This is a genomic window from Streptomyces sp. NPDC096310 (genome assembly GCF_044763125.1).
GTDB lineage: Bacteria > Actinomycetota > Actinomycetes > Streptomycetales > Streptomycetaceae > Streptomyces.
In genome coordinates, this window is sequence record NZ_JBIWFO010000002.1 from 474,486 (window position 1) to 490,480 (window position 15,995).

The following is a 15,995-nucleotide window of genomic DNA, read 5'->3' on the forward strand; positions in this document are numbered from 1 at the left end:
TGATGTGATCGCCCCTTGTCTCCGCTGGTCAGACCCATACCGGCGACAAGGGGCACGCATGTTCCCCACAGGATGCACAAGATCCGGCACGCTCTGTGGACAACGTGGCCACAGGTCCGCCCCGCAGGGCGTTCCAGAGCGTCGCAGGAGGCCTCAGGTGAGCTGCGCCGTCCTGGCCACGACGATCCCGACCGTCACCAGCAGCACCAGCGCGCACGTCCCGTACTGCACCACGTTCCGGTGCGCCCGGGGCGCGTGGACCATGCCTATGGCGATCACGACGCCCGCCACCAGGCCGCCGACGTGCGCCTCCCAGGCGATGCCGCTCCAGGTGAAGGTGAAGAGCAGGTTCAGCGCCAGCAGGGCGAGGACCGGCCGCATGTCGTAGTTGAGCCGGCGCATCAGGACGGCGGTGGCGCCGAGCAGCCCGAAGATGGCGCCGGACGCGCCCAGCGAGAGCTGGTTGGGCGCGGCGATCAGATACGTGAGCGCGCTGCCGGCCAGTCCGGAGAGCAGGTAGAGCGCCAGATAGCGGGCGCGGCCGAGGGCGGCTTCCAGGGGACCGCCGAGCCACCACAGGCCCAGCATGTTGAAGGCGATGTGCCACACCGCTTCGTGCAGGAACATCGAGGTGATCAGCCGGTACCACTCGCCGCCGGCGACGCCGATGACATGCCCCGCCTCGTAGGCGCCGCCGATGAGCCCGAGGTCGATGGCGAGCCGGTCGTGGTCGCCCACGGCGAGGACGGCGACGAAGACGGCGACATTGATACCGAGCAGGATCTTGGTGAGCAGCCGGGGGTCGGCGGCGATCGTGCCGCCCGCGAGGGTGCGCGGCTGGTTGGCGGTGGCGCCGTGTCCCGTACCGGATCCCTGCCTGACGCACTCGGGGCACTGGAATCCGACGGAGGCGCTGATCATGCACTCCGGGCAGATGGGCCGTTCGCAGCGCGTGCAGCTTATGCCCGTCTCCCGGCCGGGATGGCGGTAGCAGCTCGGCGGGCCCTGGGTGACGGCGGGCTGGTCCTGGCCTCCGTGGCCTCCTGGCGGGTGGTCCATCGGTCCCCTCGGTCTTCGTGGCGGCGGGCGGTACGCAGCGCGGCGCCCCGCCCGTCCGGTATGTAACCACTACGGACGGGCGGGGCGGGATGGTTCCCGGGTGGCGGTCCCGGGTGGCGGGAACCGGTCGGTGACGACGGTGTTCAACGATTCGGGCGGGCCGGCGTCCTCGCCGGCTCCGGCTGATCCATCGAGGACACCGGCCGATCCGCCGGCTCAGCGGGTCTCGACGACGACCGACTCGATCACGACGTCCTGGAGCGGGCGGTCGGTGCCCGGATTGGTCGGGACGGTGATGATCGCGTCCACGACCTTCTTGCTCGCGGCGTTGCTGACCTCGCCGAAGATGGTGTGCTTGCGGTTCAGCCAGCCGGTCGGCGAGACGGTGATGAAGAACTGCGAGCCGTTGGTGCCAGGACCCGCGTTGGCCATGGCGAGCAGGTACGGCTTGTCGAAGGCCAGTTCCGGATGGAACTCGTCCGCGAACTCGTACCCCGGGCCGCCGGTGCCGTTGCCCAGCGGGTCGCCGCCCTGGATCATGAAGCCCTTCATCACACGGTGGAAGACGGTGCCGTTGTACAGCGGCTCGGTGGTCTTCCTGCCGGTCGCCGGGTCGGTCCACTCGCGTTCGCCCCGGGCGAGTTCGACGAAGTTCTTGACCGTCTTGGGCGCGTGGTACGGCAGGAGCCGCAGCTCGATGTCGCCCTGGCTGGTCCTGAGGGTGGCGTAAAGCTGCTCGGCCACGATGTGCCTTCCGTGAGTCGTCGCTGACGTTCCCGATCCTCGCACGGACACGGGTACGTGAGACCGGAGGAAGGTTTCGGCGGACATGCCGGAAGGACGGACGTCCGGGATGACACGGATGCCCGTAACGCATGCCGGGAGCGTCACCGGCAGGCATGATTTCGAAAAGGGTGGATAGGCGAAATACGGAACGCCACCGAGGAGGATGATCCTGTGACCCGCATGGACAGCGTGCGTGCCGCTACCGGTTCGGCCAAGGAGAGCGTGCAGCACGCCGCGGTAGCGGTGGCCCCCTACGCCGACACGGCAAAGGAGCAGGCCACTCTGGCCAAGGAGCAAGCGGCCCTGTACGCCCGGGAGGCCCGGGTCCGGCTCGCGCCGACGATGTCAAAGGCAGCCGAACAGGCTCGTGTTCAGTACAGCGCCCATGTGGCGCCACGTGTACCTCCGAAGTTCGATGACGCGGCTCACCGTGCCGCCGTACGCACCCGCAGGGCAGCCCGTCAGGCGGCGGACTACACGGTGCCGCGGGTCGGGCACGCGGTGGCGACGGCTCAGCCGGTGGCGGAGCAGGCCGCGGCCCGTTCGGCGGCGGCGCTGGCCGCTCTGCGCGGACAGGTCACGCCGAAGGAGATCCAGAGGCTGGTGCGCAAGCACGAGCGGCGGGCCAGGGCCGGCCGGGTGGCCAAGGGTCTCGCGGTCCTCGGTCTGATGGCCGGTGGGGCTTTCGCCGCGTGGAAGTGGTGGGACAAGCAGGCCAATCCGGACTGGCTGGTGGAGCCGCCGGCCGCTACGGAGGTCTCGGAGCGTGCTCCGCTGACGTCGGTGGACGGCACCCCGGCGAGCGGGAGCCATGTGGTCGATCCGCTCGACCCCGAGGTGCAGGCGAAGCAGGCCGAGGCGGAGGCCGCGGAACGGGACCGGAACCGGGACGACCGTCCCTGACCGGCCGGGCGGTGCGGATCCTGAGGAACAGAGCCGTGCGGATCCTGGGCAACAGGACCGTGCAGGCCCTGGGCAACAGACCCGTGCGGATCCTCAGCGACAGCACCGTGCGGATCCGGGGGAACAGACCCGTACGGATCTTGAGCAACAGGAGGACCGTGCGGGTCCCGGGGAACAGGACCGTGCGAGCGCCTCACGCCGCGACGAGCGCCGCGTCGGCGGCGTGGGCGCCGTCGTCGTCCGGCAGGGCGAGCGCGGGCAGGTGACGGACCGACGGTGACGAGCCGTGCGCCTCGGCGCGGATCCGCTGCTTGATCGTGGGCGGCAGGGAGCGGGCGCGCGGCAGGGCTCTGGGTACGGCCGCTCCGGCCGCCGGCAGGGCCACGGCGGCGCGGTGCGCGGCGGCGGGCGCGGGCGCCGGGCGGTCGGCGGACCGGTCGGCGGGCTGTGCCGCGCGGCCGGTGGCGGCGGCGGCCGGAGTGGTGAGTCCCAGGGAGGCGAGCACCGCGAAGAACGCGGTGAGGAAGACGGTCCACAGTGTCTTGACCTTGAAGGCGGCCATGACCCCTCACTTTCGGATGTGTGTCTCGGACGGGGTTTCGGGTTGCGCTTCGAGTTGCGCTTTTGGTCGGGGCGATCTACATACCTTCCTCATGATGTGTACGCATCTGGGGATTCCGAGGAGCTACGCCGTCACTGCGCAGTTCTTCGGATGAACACCACTCGTACGGTCCAACCGGCCCCGACATCCCCCCGGCACAACGGCGTGTAGGAGGAAGAGCCATGGCCCAGCGGACCGTCGGTGCTGCCACGGAGGAAGCGGCCGGCCGGGAGGAGGTCAGCCCCCAGCAGTGGCGATGGTCCGTCCTGGCTGGTATGGCGTCCTATCTGGACGCGGGGTCCATCGTGGCCCTCGGCGCCGGGCTCGCCCTGTTCCAGTCGTATCTGCATCTGAGCAGCACGGTGGTGGGCGCGCTCGCCGCGATCGGTCCGAACGCGATCGGCTGCGCGATCGGCGCGTTCATCGGCGGCCGGCTGGGCGACCGGCTGGGCCGTAAACGCATCTACAAGTACGACCTGCTGGTGTACGCGGTGGGCGTGCTCTGTGTCGCGCTCTCCTTCGACTCCGTGATGCTCTTCCTCGGGGTCTTCGTCATCGGGGTCGCGGTCGGCGCCGACGTGCCCACCTCGCTGGCGCTGGTCGGCGAGTTCTCGCCGCCGAGGTCGCGCGGCAAACTGCTCGGTTTCACCCAGGTGGCGTGGTCGGTGGGTCCTGTGGTGGTCCTGCTGCTCGCCCTCACGCTCGCCCCGCTGGGACTGCTGGGCATCCGGATCGTCTTTCTCCATCTCCTCGTCGTCGCCCTGGTCACCTGGGCGCTGCGCCAGGGGCTGACCGAGTCGCCGCGCTGGCAGGCCGCGTCCGCCGCCGCGGCGGCGGCCGGGACGGCGACGCGCCACGGCGTACGGGACCTGTTCACCGGAGCCCATCTGAGGGCGCTGATGTGGACGGGCGGCATCTACGTCTTCTGGGGGCTGGCGGCCGGGACGGCGGGCATCTTCACGCCGTACTTCGTCAAGACGCTGCACGCCGGGGGCCAGGCGGCGGGCGTGGCGCTGTCCTGCGGGGGCTTCGTGATCAGCATCGCGATGACGGTGCTGGTCTTCATGCGGCACGCGGACGGGACGCACGCGACCCGCAGGCTGCTGTGGGGGATCGGCTCCGCGACGCAGATCGTCGCGTACGCGCTCTTCCTCTTCCTGCCGTTCACGATCCCGGTGATCGTCATCAACATCGTGCTGTTCAGCGCGGGCGGCGCGCTCGCGGGCGAGGCGTTCTACAAGGTCTTCAGCCAGGAGCTGTTCCCCACGATGCTGCGCGGCACGGCGCAGGGCTTCACCTTCGGGGTGGCGCGTATGTGCCTCGGCGTCTGGAGCTTCTTCGTACCGACGCTCGCACAGGTCGGGCTCGGTGTCGTGGGCGGTCTGCTCTCGCTGTTCCTGCTGATCAGCGGGGTGATCGGATATGTCTTCATGCCCGACACCTGCGGCAAGACGCTGGAGATGATCGAGGCGGAGCGTGCCACGGCATGAGTATGGGCAGGAATGCGGGCATGAGTCCGGAACTGGGCGGGACCGAGCGCGCGGGCACCGGTGCGAGCGCCGGCGCGCACGAGCTCCTGGCCCGGTTCACCGACCCCGGCGCGGAGTACACGCCGCTGCCGATCTGGTGGTGGAGCGGCGCGAAGGTCACCCGGCGCGGGCTGCGGCGGCAGATGACGGAGCTGGTCTCGCAGGGCGTACGGCAGGCCGTGGTGATGTGCCTGGCGCCCACAGGGCCGATGTTCGGGTCACTCGCCGACGATCCGCCCTTCCTCAGCCCGCGGTGGATCGAGCTGCTGGACGGCGCCTGCGAAGACGCGCGGGAGCTGGGCTTCCACCTGTGGATGTACGACCAGATCGGCTTCTCCGGCGCCAATTTCCAGGGCAGGCTGACCGCCGTACACCCCGAGTTCGCCGGGCTCGCCCTGCACCGGGAGGCCGACGGGGTGATCGAGGAGCGGATCAGCGGCTTCGACTACTTCGGCGCCGAGGCGTGCGCGGCCCTGCTCGACCAGGTGCACGGTGAGCTGGAGCGCCAGGTGGGGCGCTGGTTCGGCACGGTCATCCCCGGGTTCTTCCAGGACGAGCTGCCGCCGATGCCGACCTGGGGGCGGGACTTCGCGGCCACGTTCGAGAAGGCGTACGGATACGACCTGCTGCCGCTGCGCGCCGCCCTGTTCGGGGGCGGCCGGGGGGCCGGGGGCGGCCGGTATCTCGGGGCCGCGAGCCGGGACGCGGCGCGGGTGCGCCGGGACTACCACGCACACCGGGCCACGCTGGCGCGCCGGGCGTTCTTCGACCCGCTGGACGCCTGGTTCGCCGAGCGGGGGCTGCTCTGCGGCTTCGACCAGGCGTCCCCGGCGCGGGAGGGCGACCCGGTGGGCGGGGTGCTGCTCTACGGCGACTACCTGGGCACCCACAAGGGGTACGGGGCGCCCGGCAGCGACCACTGGGGCGACCCGAAGGCGCACAGCTCGCTGGCGCACGCGCACGGCGGCCAACGGACCTGGATCGAGGCGTTCCACTCCTCCGGCTGGGGCGGCACGCTGGAGGAGACGTACGACTGGCTCGCGCCCTTTCTGCGCCGGGGCGCCAACCTCTACGACCCGCACGCCGTGTACTACTCGACGGCCGGCGGCTGGTGGGAGTGGGCCCCGCCGTCCACCTGCTGGCGTCAGCCGTACTGGCCCTCGTACCACCAGTTCGCCGGGGCGGTGACCCGGCTCTGCTCGGTGCTGTCGGCCGGTACGCATGTGTGCGACACGGTGCTGCTCTCCCCGACCAGCACCGCGCAGGCCTATCTGACGCTGGAGGGGCCGCTGCCGCCCGCGCGGCGCGCGGTCGCCGCGTACCACGAACTGAACGGGGTGAGCGCCTGGTTCGCGGAGCGCCGCGGCGTGCTGGAGCGGGCCGGGACGGACCACGACACGCTGGACGAGGCGACCGTCGCGGGCGGTACGGTCACCGCCGACGGCGGGCTGCGGATCGGCCACGAGACGTACCGCAATGTGGTGATCCCGGACGCGGCGCTCGTCGACGAGGCGGCGCAGTCGGTCCTCGCGGAGTTCGCGCGGGCGGGCGGCCGGGTCGTCCGGGTCGGCCGGAGCCCGGTGGGTCCGGCGCTGGCCGGGCTCGCGGTGCGGGTCGCCACCCCGCGCGACGTGCCGGCCGCGCTGGCGGCGGGGCCCGTCCGGGTGCGGACCGACGTGCCGTTCCTGCTGCGGCGGGTCGGCGACACCTGGGTGGTGCTGCTCACCGCGCATGACGAGATCAGCGGTACGAAGGCGCCGATGACACGTCTGGAGGGGCTGGACCGGCACGACTGGGCCGACACGGGCTTCCCCTGGGACGCGTACTGGCGCCAGTTGCGGGAGGACGGCTACGACTTCGTGCCGCCGGGCGACCGGCGCGCGCGGGTCACGGTCGAGGGCCTGCCGCCGCTGCGCGCACAGCGCTGGGACCCGCGGACGGGGGCGCGTACGGAGCTCACGGTGGCCGACGAGGGCGACGGCACCTTCTGGACGGTGGAGGTGGACTTCGCGGACGGTCCCGTGACCCTGCTCGTGCTCGGCGCGGAGCTGCCGGACGCCACCCGGGAGCCGCTGGGCGAGCCCGTGAGCACCGTCCCGGTCGAAGGCCCGTGGCGGGCACGGGCCCGCTCCACGCTGGACAACAGCCACGGCGACCTGGCCGCCGCCGACCGTACGGGCGTCCTGCCGCTGGAGGTCTGGCGCCTGGAGCACCGGACCGACGACGCTCAGGACGGCGACTGGCGGCCGGTGATCGCCGGTTACGGCCCGTTCGCCGAGGTCCGGGACCCCGACTCCACCTGGCGGCCCGCCCGGTGGTCACTGTCGCGCGGCATCCACAAGGACGCGGTGCACGAGGGCCCGCTGGGACCCAAGGGGTACGTACCGGAGGAGTTCCTGGACTGGCGCCGGGTGGACCGGGGCGCGAGCGTCGCCGTACGCACCCGGATCGCACTGCCGGGAGCGGCCGGGGACGGGGCGCGGCGGTATCTCGCCGTGGGGTCGGGGGCCGCGCGCCGGGTACGGGTCGACGGCGCGGAACTGCCCGCCGAGGGTGCGGGGTACCAGTCCTTCAGCCCGCTGCCCGCGCACCCGGTGGGGAGCGAGGCCGAGCTGGAGATCGAGTTCACGGCCGAGCGCGACGGGCCGCTGCGGGCCTCCTTCGCCGTGGTCACCGACCCCGCCGCCTACCGCAGACCGGAGTGGCTGACGGGGACGGCACCGACCCGTACCTTCCGGCTGACGGAGGTGCCGGACGACGCGGAGATCCTGGTCGCCTGCGAGGGCGCCTGCACGGTGCTGGTCAACGGCGCCGAGGTGGGCCGCCAGGGCGACTTCAACCCGTATCCGGGCCACCGCGAGATCCGGGTGCACCCCTACGACCTGCGTACGGTGCTGCGCCCGGGGGAGAACACGCTCACGCTGCGGCTGGGCGAGGGCGGGGCCGCGACGGTGGATTCCAGGTCGCTGGACGTGCTCAGCGGCCCGGACTGGGAGTCGGCCCTGCCGCGCCGGCACCAGCCGCGCGACCCGCGCTTCCTCTGCGCCCGGGTCAGGCCGCACCCGCTGCCGGGCGCGAGCTGGCTGGAACCAGAGGCGGCGCAGAACGGTGTCGTCCTGCCGCTGGTGCCCCGGTCTCCGGCGGTGGAGGCCGGCCCGCGGACCGAATGGCTCCGCTTCCCCGCACCGCTGGGGACGACCGCGCTGCGGATCCCCACCGGCCTCGACACGGCCGTGACGGTGGCGGGCCGCGCCCACGGTCCCGCGGCGGACGGCCGGATCCGCTTCCCCGCCCCTCTGCCCGCCGGAACGGAGATCCTGCTGCGGGTCACGGCGACGGACGGGCGCAGCGGCGGCGCCCTGCTGGACGCGGCGATCGAGGCCGAGGTCGCCGAGGCCCCGGCGGAGCTGGTGGCCTGGGAGGAGCTGGGGCTGCGCGCGCTGGGCGGTGAGGTCCGCCACCGTACGGTCTTCCCCGCGCCGCCCGGCGGCCGGGTGGTGCTCGACCTGGGGGAGGTGCGCGGCACGGCCGATGTGCTGGTCAACGGCGTACTGGTCGACCGGCTCGTCTGGGGCCCCTGGCGCACCGAGATCACCGGCGCCCTGCGCCCCGGCGGCAACGACCTGGAGATCGTGGTCCGCTCCACCCTCGCGGGCTATCTGGACGACGCGTCCCCGACGATGGCCGTGGCCGCGGGCCAGGTGCGTACGGGCCTCTTCGGGCCGGTACGGCTGCTGCGTTACGACGCATGACGGGGCCCGCGGCCACCCCGGCCCACCAGGGCGGCGTACGGGTTCGGTGTGCGGCCCGTCAGTAGCGGACGGCCCCGTAGTCGATCGGCTCGGCGGGGTAGGTCGCGGCGCGGCGGCCAGCCCGCGTGGAGCCCGCGGTGTGCCCGGGGAAGGGGTGGGCGATGACGCCGGGCCCGATCTCGACGGGCTCCGTGCCCCCCGGATGATGTGGTCGGCCGAGGGGAGGGAGTGCAGGTCCCCCTCCTGGATCCACAGCCGGGCCTCGAAGGCGTCGGCGTATTTACGGGCGTGCGCCACATGGTCGAGGTGGGTGATCAGGACATCGGTGATCCGGCCGACCCGCTGCTCGTAGCGGCGGGCCGGCGCGGGCCGCCAGCGCGGGGTGTCGATCATCATCCCGGTGCCGTCGGGCCGGCGCAGGAAGTACGACGCCGCGCCGTACGTCCGCGTCGTCGGCGGGTTCGGCCCGTTCCGCGACGAGCGACAGCTCGCCGTCCGGAGTGGAGGGACGGCTCACGGTGGTCTCCCGCTTTCACAGGACCAGAGCGACAGCCACGTCACCGCAGAGGCCGGCGCATGAGCTGACGCTGGAACAGTCAGGTCATGGGCGCGCGACGGAAGGCGTGGCGACGGACGGCGTTTCCCGGAACGAACCCTACGGGCTGCACGGCAGGCGCGTTATCGATCGCTACCTTCAGGGCGTGGAACGAACGTCCGGTTCCAGCCACGCGCCTGCGCGAATACCGACAATCATCCGGTTAAACCTTTCCCCGGCCCGATCATCGCATCGAGTTAACGCCGCCGGATTCTCTGGACCAACCGGGTGCACCGGCCGTTACTGTTCCCTGGCATCTCGACGGATTCCCGGATGTTCACCCCCTTGTCCTTACTTGTCCTTTCCCTCTTTCCCGGTGCCGCGCAGCCCGTCGGCCACCGCCTTCACGAAGGAGAGCGCGCCCGATGACTGTTGAAACCGGCCAGGAAGCACCCCTGGAGCTGCCCCGGCAGTCCAGCCTGGGCACGGCGGCGGCCCGCAACCTCGCCACCACGGCCAAGTCGGCCCCGCAGATGCAGGAGATCTCCTCCCGCTGGCTGCTGCGGATGCTCCCGTGGGTGGAGACCAAGGGCGGCGCCTACCGGGTGAACCGCCGGCTGAGCTACACCGTCGGCGACGGGCGCGTGGAGTTCGTCCAGGACGGCGCCGTCGTCCGGGTGATCCCCCGCGAACTCGGCGAACTGGCCCTGCTGCGGGGCTTCGAGGACGTGGAGGTGCTGACCGCGCTCGCCGGCCGGTGCGTCCAGCGCGACTTCCGGGCCGGCGAGACGCTGGTCGAGCACGGCACGCCCGCCGAGCGGATCCACCTGATCGCCCACGGCCGCGTCAGCCGGACCGCCCCCGGCAAGTACGGCGAGGAAGTCGCCGTCGCCGTACTCGCCGACGGCGACCGGTTCGGCGAGAACGCCCTGCTGGACGCGGACGCCCGATGGGAGTCCACCGCCACCGCCGAGACCGCCGGCACCCTGCTCACCCTGTCCCGCGCCGACTTCGCCGCCGTGATGTCCTCGGCGCCGGGCCTCCAGGCCCATGTCGAGCGGTTCAGCTCGCTCCCTCGGCAACGGCAGAATCGTCACGGCGAGGCCGAGATCGCCATGTCGGCCGGTCACACCGGGGAGCCCGCGCTGCCCGGCGCGTTCGTCGACTACGAACTGAAGCCGCGCGAGTACGAACTCTCCCTCGCCCAGACCGTTCTACGGGTCCACACGAGGGTCGCCGACCTCTACAACGGGCCGATGAACCAGACCGAGGAGCAGCTCAGGCTCACCATCGAGGCGCTGCGCGAGCGCCAGGAGCACGAGCTGATCAACAACCGGGAGTTCGGTCTGCTCCACAACGCCGACTTCAAGCAGCGCATCCAGACCCACGCCGGCCGGCCCAGCCCGGACGACCTCGACGAACTGCTCTGCCGCCGCCGCGGCTCCAAGTTCTTCCTCGCCCACCCACGGGCGATCGCGGCGATCGGGCGTGAGTTCAACCGACGCGGCCTCTACCCGACCCATGTCGACCTCGGCGGCCAGCAGGTCCCGGCCTGGCGCGGTGTCCCGATCCTGCCCTGCGGCAAGATCCCCATCACCAAGGAGAAGACCACCTCGATCCTCGTCATGCGCACCGGCGAGGACAACCAGGGCGTCATCGGCCTGCGCCAGACGGGCCTCCAGGAGGAGTACGAGCCGGGCCTGTCGGTGCGGTTCATGGGGATCGACGAGAAGTCGATCATCTCCTATCTCGTCACCACGTACTACTCGGCCGCCGTCCTCGTGCCGGACGCGCTCGGCGTGCTGGAGAACGTACAGATCGCCGGCAAGCACGACTAGTGCCCCTCCCGGCCTCTCGTCCGGATCCTGCTGGGCCACCCGCACCCTCCGGGGCGGGTCGGCCGAGCATGCCCGGGAGCCGGAACACCACGCACCGGCACACCCCCCACCGCACACCCCCACGCCCGCTTTCAAGGAGCCATGGATGCCCGACCCTGAGCTCTTCCCCGTGCAGTCGAGCCTGCCCACGGCCGCTTCCCACTTCGGGGCGTACGTCCTCGCCGACGCCGCCCGCGCTCTCAAGGCCGCGACCGTCGCCCCGCCCCCGGTGTCCTCCTTACCCGCCCCGCCCGCCGTGGACGTCCCCGCCGCCGACCTGCGACGGATCCTGGGCGGCCCCAGCGGCCTTGGTACGGCGAGCCTGCGCTTCACCCGGCGCGAGGAGCCGCCGGCACTGCCGACGCCGACGCCTTCGACCGCACCCTCGCACTCGCCCCCGTCCTCGTCCTCAGCGGTGGAAGGCAGTCCCATCCCGGGCCTCTACCACCACCCGGTGGCGGAGCCCGATCCCGTACGGGTGGAAGAGGTCAGCCGCAGGATCAAGGCCTGGGCCGTGGACGAGGTCGACCTGTTCCCCGAGGACTGGGAGGACCAGTTCGACGGCTTCTCCGTGGGGCGCTACATGGTCGCCTGCCACCCGGACGCTCCCACCGTCGACCACCTGATGCTCGCCACCCGCCTGATGGTCGCCGAGAACGCGGTGGACGACTGCTACTGCGAGGACCACGGAGGCTCGCCCGTCGGCCTCGGCGGACGCCTTCTGCTGGCGCATACCACCCTCGACCCCCTGCACACGACGGCGGAGTACCAGCCGCAGTGGGCGGAGTCGCTCCACTCGGACGCACCGCGCCGCGCCTACCGCTCCGCCATGGAGTACTTCCTCCAGGAGGCGGGCCCCTCCCAGGCCGACCGGTACCGGCACGACATGGCCCGGCTGCACCTGGGATACCTCGCCGAGGCCGCCTGGGCCGAGCAGGACCATGTCCCCGAGGTGTGGGAGTACCTGGCGATGCGCCAGTTCAACAACTTCCGCCCCTGCCCCACCATCACCGACACCGTAGGCGGCTACGAACTCCCCGCGGACCTGCACGCCCAGCCCGCCATGCAGCGGGTCATCGCACTGGCCTCGAACGCCACCACCATCGTGAACGACCTGTACTCGTACACCAAGGAACTCGCGTCCCCCGGCCGGCACCTGAACCTGCCGGTGGTGATCGCCGAACGCGAGAACACCTCCGACCGCGAGGCCTACCTCAAGGCGGTCGAGATCCACAACGAGCTGATGCGCGACTTCGAGACCGCCGCCGCGGCCTTCGCCACCGCCTGCCCCGTCCCGAGCGCGCAGCGCTTCCTGCGGGGGGTGGCCGCGTGGGTCGACGGCAACCACTACTGGCACCGGACCAACACCTACCGCTACAGCCTGCCCGACTTCTGGTAAGAAGAATGGATTCACCTGTGACCAGCACCGAACGCACCAGCACCGCACCCACCACCACGGGATCCCCCGTCTTCATCCCCTCGCCGGCGACGCCCTATCAGGGGGACATCGCCCGCTACTGGGACGGCGAGGCGCGGCCCGTGAACCTGCGACTCGGCGATGTCGACGGCCTCTACCACCACCACTACGGCATCGGGGACGTCGACCACGACGCCCTCGGCGACCCCGAGAACAGCGCGTACGAGAAGAAGCTGATCGCCGAGCTGCACCGCCTGGAATCGGCACAGGCCGAACTCCTCCTGGACCACCTCGGCCCCATCGACCGCGACGACACCCTCGTGGATGCCGGCTGCGGCCGCGGCGGCTCGATGGTGATGGCCCATCAGCGCTTCGGCTGCAAGGTCGAGGGCGTCACCCTGTCGGCCAAGCAGGCCGACTTCGCCAACCGGCGCGCCCGCGAACTCGGCATCGACGACCACGTCCGGGCCCGCGTCTGCAACATGCTCGGCACGCCCTTCGAGACCGGGCAGGCCGCGGCCTCGTGGAACAACGAGTCGTCCATGTACGTCGACCTGGACGACCTCTTCGCCGAGCACTCCCGCGTCCTCGCGACCGGCGGCCGCTACGTGACCATCACCGGCTGCTGGAACCCGCGGTACGGCCAGCCGTCGAAGTGGGTCTCCCAGATCAACGCGCACTTCGAGTGCAACATCCACTCCCGCCGGGAATACCTCCGCGCCATGGCCGACCACCGCCTCGTCCCCCAGGCCGTCGTCGACCTCACCCCCGCGACCCTGCCCTACTGGGAGCTGCGGGCGACCTCTTCGCTGGTCACCGGTATCGAGGAAGCCTTCATCAACTCGTACAAGGACGGCTCCTTCCAGTACCTCCTGATCGCAGCCGACCGCGTCTAGGACGAGTCATTCCCAGCAAGCTTTGCCCCGTCGCGCCGGCTCTCCGGCACCGTCGGACGCATCGAGCCCTCATCGACATCACGGTCGATGAGGGCTCGTGCGTGTCGCTCCGGGCATTCCGCGAGCCGAAAAGGGGAGTGTACGTTCGTACGCACTCGGGTTAGGGTCACCCGCATGACTCTCGACACCGAGGTGCGCCCCACCCGCGCCGAGCAGCGCGCACGGGCCGCCGTGGCCGTGCTGTTCTTCACCAACGGAGCGCTGTTCGCCAACCTCCTGCCGAGGTATCCGCAGATCAAGGCCGATCTCGGGATCAACAACAGCACCTACGGGCTGGCGGTCGCCGCGTTTCCGGCCGGGGCCATCGCGGCCGGTCTCGCGGCCGGGGTGCTCGTCCGCCGGTTCGGCTCGGCCGGGGTCGCGGTCGCGGGCACCCTGCTGACCGGCGTGGGGATCCTCGCGGCCGGTCTCGCCGAGTCGGTGGCGCTGTTCGCCGCCGCGCTGTTCCTGGCCGGGGCGATGGACGCGCTCACCGATGTCGCGCAGAACGCGCACGGTCTGCGCGTACAGCGCCGCTACGGACGCTCCATCATCAACGCGTTCCACGCGATCTGGTCCATCGGCGCCGTCACCGGAGGGCTGATGGCGGCCGGTGCGATCACCCTGGACCTGTCGCGCGGGCAGCATCTGACGATCTCGGCGGTCGTCCTCTCCCTGGCCGCCGTGGCCGCCTGGCGGTTCCGTCTGCCCGGCCCGGACAGCGAGCCCGAGGACGCCGACGCCGCGCGGGAGCGGTCCGCCGGAAGTACGGGCGGCTTCCCGCGTACGGGGTATGTGCTGGCCGCCCTTGTCGTGATCGCCATGGCCGGCACGCTCGTGGAGGACGCGGGCAGCTCCTGGGCCGCCTTGTACCTCTCCGACGCCCTGACGTCCTCCGCGGCGCTCGCGGCCTGCGGCTACATCGCACTGGTGGGCGCCCAGTTCATCGGCCGGATCATCGGTGACCGGCTCGTCGACCGCTTCGGGCAGCGCGCCGTGGCCCGCACCGGCGGCCTGATCGCCGCGGCCGGCATGGGCCTGGCGCTGGCCGTGCCGACGCTGCCCGGAACGATCCTGGGATTCGCCGCGGCCGGTTTCGGGGTGGCGACGCTCATCCCCGCGGCGATGCACGAGGCCGACGAGCTGCCCGGCCTCAAACCCGGCTCAGGACTGACGATCGTCTCCTGGCTCATGCGGCTGGGCTTCCTGTTCTCCCCGCCGGTGGTCGGGTACGTCGCGGACACGACCAGTCTGCGGGTGGGCCTGCTGGTGGTGCCCCTGGCCGGGCTCTCGGTGATCCTGCTCGCGAGGGTGCTGCGGCCCCGGCGGAGCTGAGCGCGTCCAGCGTCCGGCGTCCGGCGTCCGGCGCCGCTCATCCGGCCGTCCGGGAATCCGGGAATCCGGGAATCACCGCTGGACGGTGGTGATACGGGTGACCGCCCGCAGCGTCAGCGCACGGTCGTGCGGCGCGCCGTTGTCCAGCGCCCGGTGCAGCGTGAGCCCCTCGATGAGCGCGTCGAGCTGACGGGCGGTGTCCGGGTCGAAGTGCCGTTCCAGCAGATGCCTGCTACGGCGCATCCACGCCTGGGTCAGCACCTGGTACTCCGGGCGCCGCGCGGCGAGGGTGTACAGCTCCTGGGTGAGGACCAGATCGCGGCGGGGCCCCTCGGAGAGCGTGTGCACCAGGTCGGCGACCGCCTCACGCGCCTGTTCCGGACTGTCCGCACGGCCCAGGTGCTCCTCGAAGAGGGCCACGATCCGGTCGGCGAAGCGCGTGAAGGCCTCGCGCAGCAGTTCGTCCATGCCGCTGAAGTGGTACGTCATCGAGCCGAGGGGGACGGCCGCGCGGGCGGCGACCTTACGGTGGGAGACGCCGGCCACGCCTTCCTCCGCGATCTGGTCGAGGGTCGCGGCGAGGATGCGCTCGCGGCGCTGCGGGTCCGTGTGTCCGGTGGCCATCCGACGCCCCTCAGACGGTACGGATCGGGCGGGCCGGGTTGCCGACCGCGACGACGTTCGCGGGTATGTCCCGGGTGACGACCGCCCCGGCGCCGATGACGCTGTTGTCGCCGATGTTCACCCCGGGGCAGACGACGGCGCCGCCGCCGAGCCAGACGTTGTCCCCGATCGTGATGGGCAGCGCCGCCTCCAGCTTGTCGCGGCGCGGCAGCGGCTCCACCGGGTGGGTCGGGGTGAGGAGTTGGACGTTCGGCCCGATCTGGCAGTCCTCGCCGATGGTGATCGGCGCGACGTCCAGCGCGGTGAGGTGGTAGTTGACGAAGGTACGGGCGCCGATGGTGATGTTGCTGCCGTAGTCGACGTACAGCGGCGGCCGCACCTCGACACCCTCCCCCACCGCCGCGAGCAGCTCCTCCAGGATCTGCCGCGCCTCGCCGGTCTCCTCCAGGAAGACGGCCTGGTAGCGGGCGGTGAGCCGAATAGCGCGCCGCAGCCTGCCCGCGATCTCCGGGTCGTCGGCGATGTAGAGGTCACCGGCCTGCATACGCTCCAGGTTGGTGCGCGGATCGTCAGCGAAGTAGTCCGTCGGCATACCGCCGAGCCTACCCGCCGGAGCGTACGAACGTACACTCGGATCGGCGC

Annotated in this window: 12 protein-coding genes and 1 pseudogene; 7 read left to right on the forward strand and 6 right to left on the reverse strand. The window is 71.7% G+C overall.

Annotated features, from left to right (window positions below; all coding sequences use genetic code 11):
- Positions 1 to 153: 153 nt before the first annotated feature.
- Positions 154 to 1,059, reverse strand: coding sequence for a rhomboid family intramembrane serine protease (locus ACIQ7D_RS07595; RefSeq protein WP_403934685.1), 906 nt, complete (start codon positions 1,057 to 1,059; stop codon positions 154 to 156).
- Positions 1,060 to 1,275: 216 nt separating this feature from the next.
- Complete coding sequence (locus ACIQ7D_RS07600; RefSeq protein ID WP_403934688.1) at positions 1,276 to 1,803, reverse strand: peptidylprolyl isomerase; 528 nt, start codon at positions 1,801 to 1,803, stop codon at positions 1,276 to 1,278.
- A gap of 213 nt (positions 1,804 to 2,016) precedes the next feature.
- Here ACIQ7D_RS07600 and ACIQ7D_RS07605 point away from each other — a divergent pair, with 213 nt between their 5' ends.
- Complete coding sequence (locus tag ACIQ7D_RS07605) at positions 2,017 to 2,748, forward strand: DUF5324 family protein (RefSeq protein WP_403934691.1); 732 nt, start codon at positions 2,017 to 2,019, stop codon at positions 2,746 to 2,748.
- 193 nt (positions 2,749 to 2,941) lie between these two features.
- Here the strand turns inward: ACIQ7D_RS07605 and ACIQ7D_RS07610 are convergent, their stop codons facing one another.
- Entirely contained in the window at positions 2,942 to 3,310 is a 369-nt protein-coding gene (locus ACIQ7D_RS07610) for a DUF6344 domain-containing protein (protein WP_403934694.1), read from the reverse strand.
- 221 nt (positions 3,311 to 3,531) lie between these two features.
- Here ACIQ7D_RS07610 and ACIQ7D_RS07615 point away from each other — a divergent pair, with 221 nt between their 5' ends.
- Positions 3,532 to 4,839, forward strand: a complete 1,308-nt coding sequence (locus tag ACIQ7D_RS07615; RefSeq protein WP_403934697.1) for an MFS transporter — start codon at positions 3,532 to 3,534, stop codon at positions 4,837 to 4,839.
- A gap of 20 nt (positions 4,840 to 4,859) precedes the next feature.
- Positions 4,860 to 8,630: a hypothetical protein gene (locus ACIQ7D_RS07620; RefSeq protein WP_403934700.1), complete on the forward strand. Its 3,771-nt coding sequence runs from the start codon at positions 4,860 to 4,862 to the stop codon at positions 8,628 to 8,630.
- A 58-nt stretch (positions 8,631 to 8,688) separates the two neighbouring features.
- Here ACIQ7D_RS07620 and ACIQ7D_RS07625 read toward each other — a convergent pair.
- A pseudogene (locus tag ACIQ7D_RS07625) lies at positions 8,689 to 9,077 on the reverse strand (hypothetical protein); the annotation flags it as partial.
- 513 nt (positions 9,078 to 9,590) lie between these two features.
- Here ACIQ7D_RS07625 and ACIQ7D_RS07630 point away from each other — a divergent pair.
- From ACIQ7D_RS07630 to ACIQ7D_RS07645, 4 genes are all read left to right on the forward strand, one after another.
- Positions 9,591 to 11,003: a family 2B encapsulin nanocompartment shell protein gene (locus ACIQ7D_RS07630; RefSeq protein WP_403934703.1), complete on the forward strand. Its 1,413-nt coding sequence runs from the start codon at positions 9,591 to 9,593 to the stop codon at positions 11,001 to 11,003.
- A gap of 145 nt (positions 11,004 to 11,148) precedes the next feature.
- Entirely contained in the window at positions 11,149 to 12,441 is a 1,293-nt protein-coding gene (locus ACIQ7D_RS07635) for a family 2 encapsulin nanocompartment cargo protein terpene cyclase (RefSeq protein ID WP_403934706.1), read from the forward strand.
- Between the two features lie 5 nt (positions 12,442 to 12,446).
- Positions 12,447 to 13,355: a geranyl diphosphate 2-C-methyltransferase gene (locus ACIQ7D_RS07640; RefSeq protein WP_403934709.1), complete on the forward strand. Its 909-nt coding sequence runs from the start codon at positions 12,447 to 12,449 to the stop codon at positions 13,353 to 13,355.
- A gap of 174 nt (positions 13,356 to 13,529) precedes the next feature.
- The gene (locus ACIQ7D_RS07645; RefSeq protein WP_403934712.1) at positions 13,530 to 14,729 is read left to right on the forward strand and encodes an MFS transporter; all 1,200 of its coding nucleotides are present in this window, start codon (positions 13,530 to 13,532) and stop codon (positions 14,727 to 14,729) included.
- Between the two features lie 72 nt (positions 14,730 to 14,801).
- On the opposite strand, the gene ACIQ7D_RS07650 is transcribed toward ACIQ7D_RS07645, so the two are convergent.
- Complete coding sequence (locus ACIQ7D_RS07650) at positions 14,802 to 15,353, reverse strand: TetR/AcrR family transcriptional regulator (RefSeq protein WP_403934716.1); 552 nt, start codon at positions 15,351 to 15,353, stop codon at positions 14,802 to 14,804.
- Positions 15,354 to 15,363: 10 nt separating this feature from the next.
- Positions 15,364 to 15,945, reverse strand: coding sequence for a sugar O-acetyltransferase (locus ACIQ7D_RS07655; protein WP_403934718.1), 582 nt, complete (start codon positions 15,943 to 15,945; stop codon positions 15,364 to 15,366).
- Positions 15,946 to 15,995: the final 50 nt, after the last annotated feature.

Bases quoted from the DNA above. Each gene is read 5' to 3' on its own strand.
- ACIQ7D_RS07650 (WP_403934716.1), bottom strand. From the start codon at position 15,353: ATGGCCACCGGACACACGGACCCGCAGCGCCGCGAGCGCATCCTCGCC.
- ACIQ7D_RS07595 (WP_403934685.1), bottom strand. From the start codon at position 1,059: ATGGACCACCCGCCAGGAGGCCACGGAGGCCAGGACCAGCCCGCCGTC.
- ACIQ7D_RS07610 (WP_403934694.1), bottom strand. From the start codon at position 3,310: ATGGCCGCCTTCAAGGTCAAGACACTGTGGACCGTCTTCCTCACCGCG.
- ACIQ7D_RS07630 (WP_403934703.1), top strand. From the start codon at position 9,591: ATGACTGTTGAAACCGGCCAGGAAGCACCCCTGGAGCTGCCCCGGCAG.
- ACIQ7D_RS07635 (WP_403934706.1), top strand. From the start codon at position 11,149: ATGCCCGACCCTGAGCTCTTCCCCGTGCAGTCGAGCCTGCCCACGGCC.
- ACIQ7D_RS07640 (WP_403934709.1), top strand. From the start codon at position 12,447: ATGGATTCACCTGTGACCAGCACCGAACGCACCAGCACCGCACCCACC.
- ACIQ7D_RS07655 (WP_403934718.1), bottom strand. From the start codon at position 15,945: ATGCCGACGGACTACTTCGCTGACGATCCGCGCACCAACCTGGAGCGT.
- ACIQ7D_RS07615 (WP_403934697.1), top strand. From the start codon at position 3,532: ATGGCCCAGCGGACCGTCGGTGCTGCCACGGAGGAAGCGGCCGGCCGG.
- ACIQ7D_RS07620 (WP_403934700.1), top strand. From the start codon at position 4,860: ATGAGTCCGGAACTGGGCGGGACCGAGCGCGCGGGCACCGGTGCGAGC.
- ACIQ7D_RS07645 (WP_403934712.1), top strand. From the start codon at position 13,530: ATGACTCTCGACACCGAGGTGCGCCCCACCCGCGCCGAGCAGCGCGCA.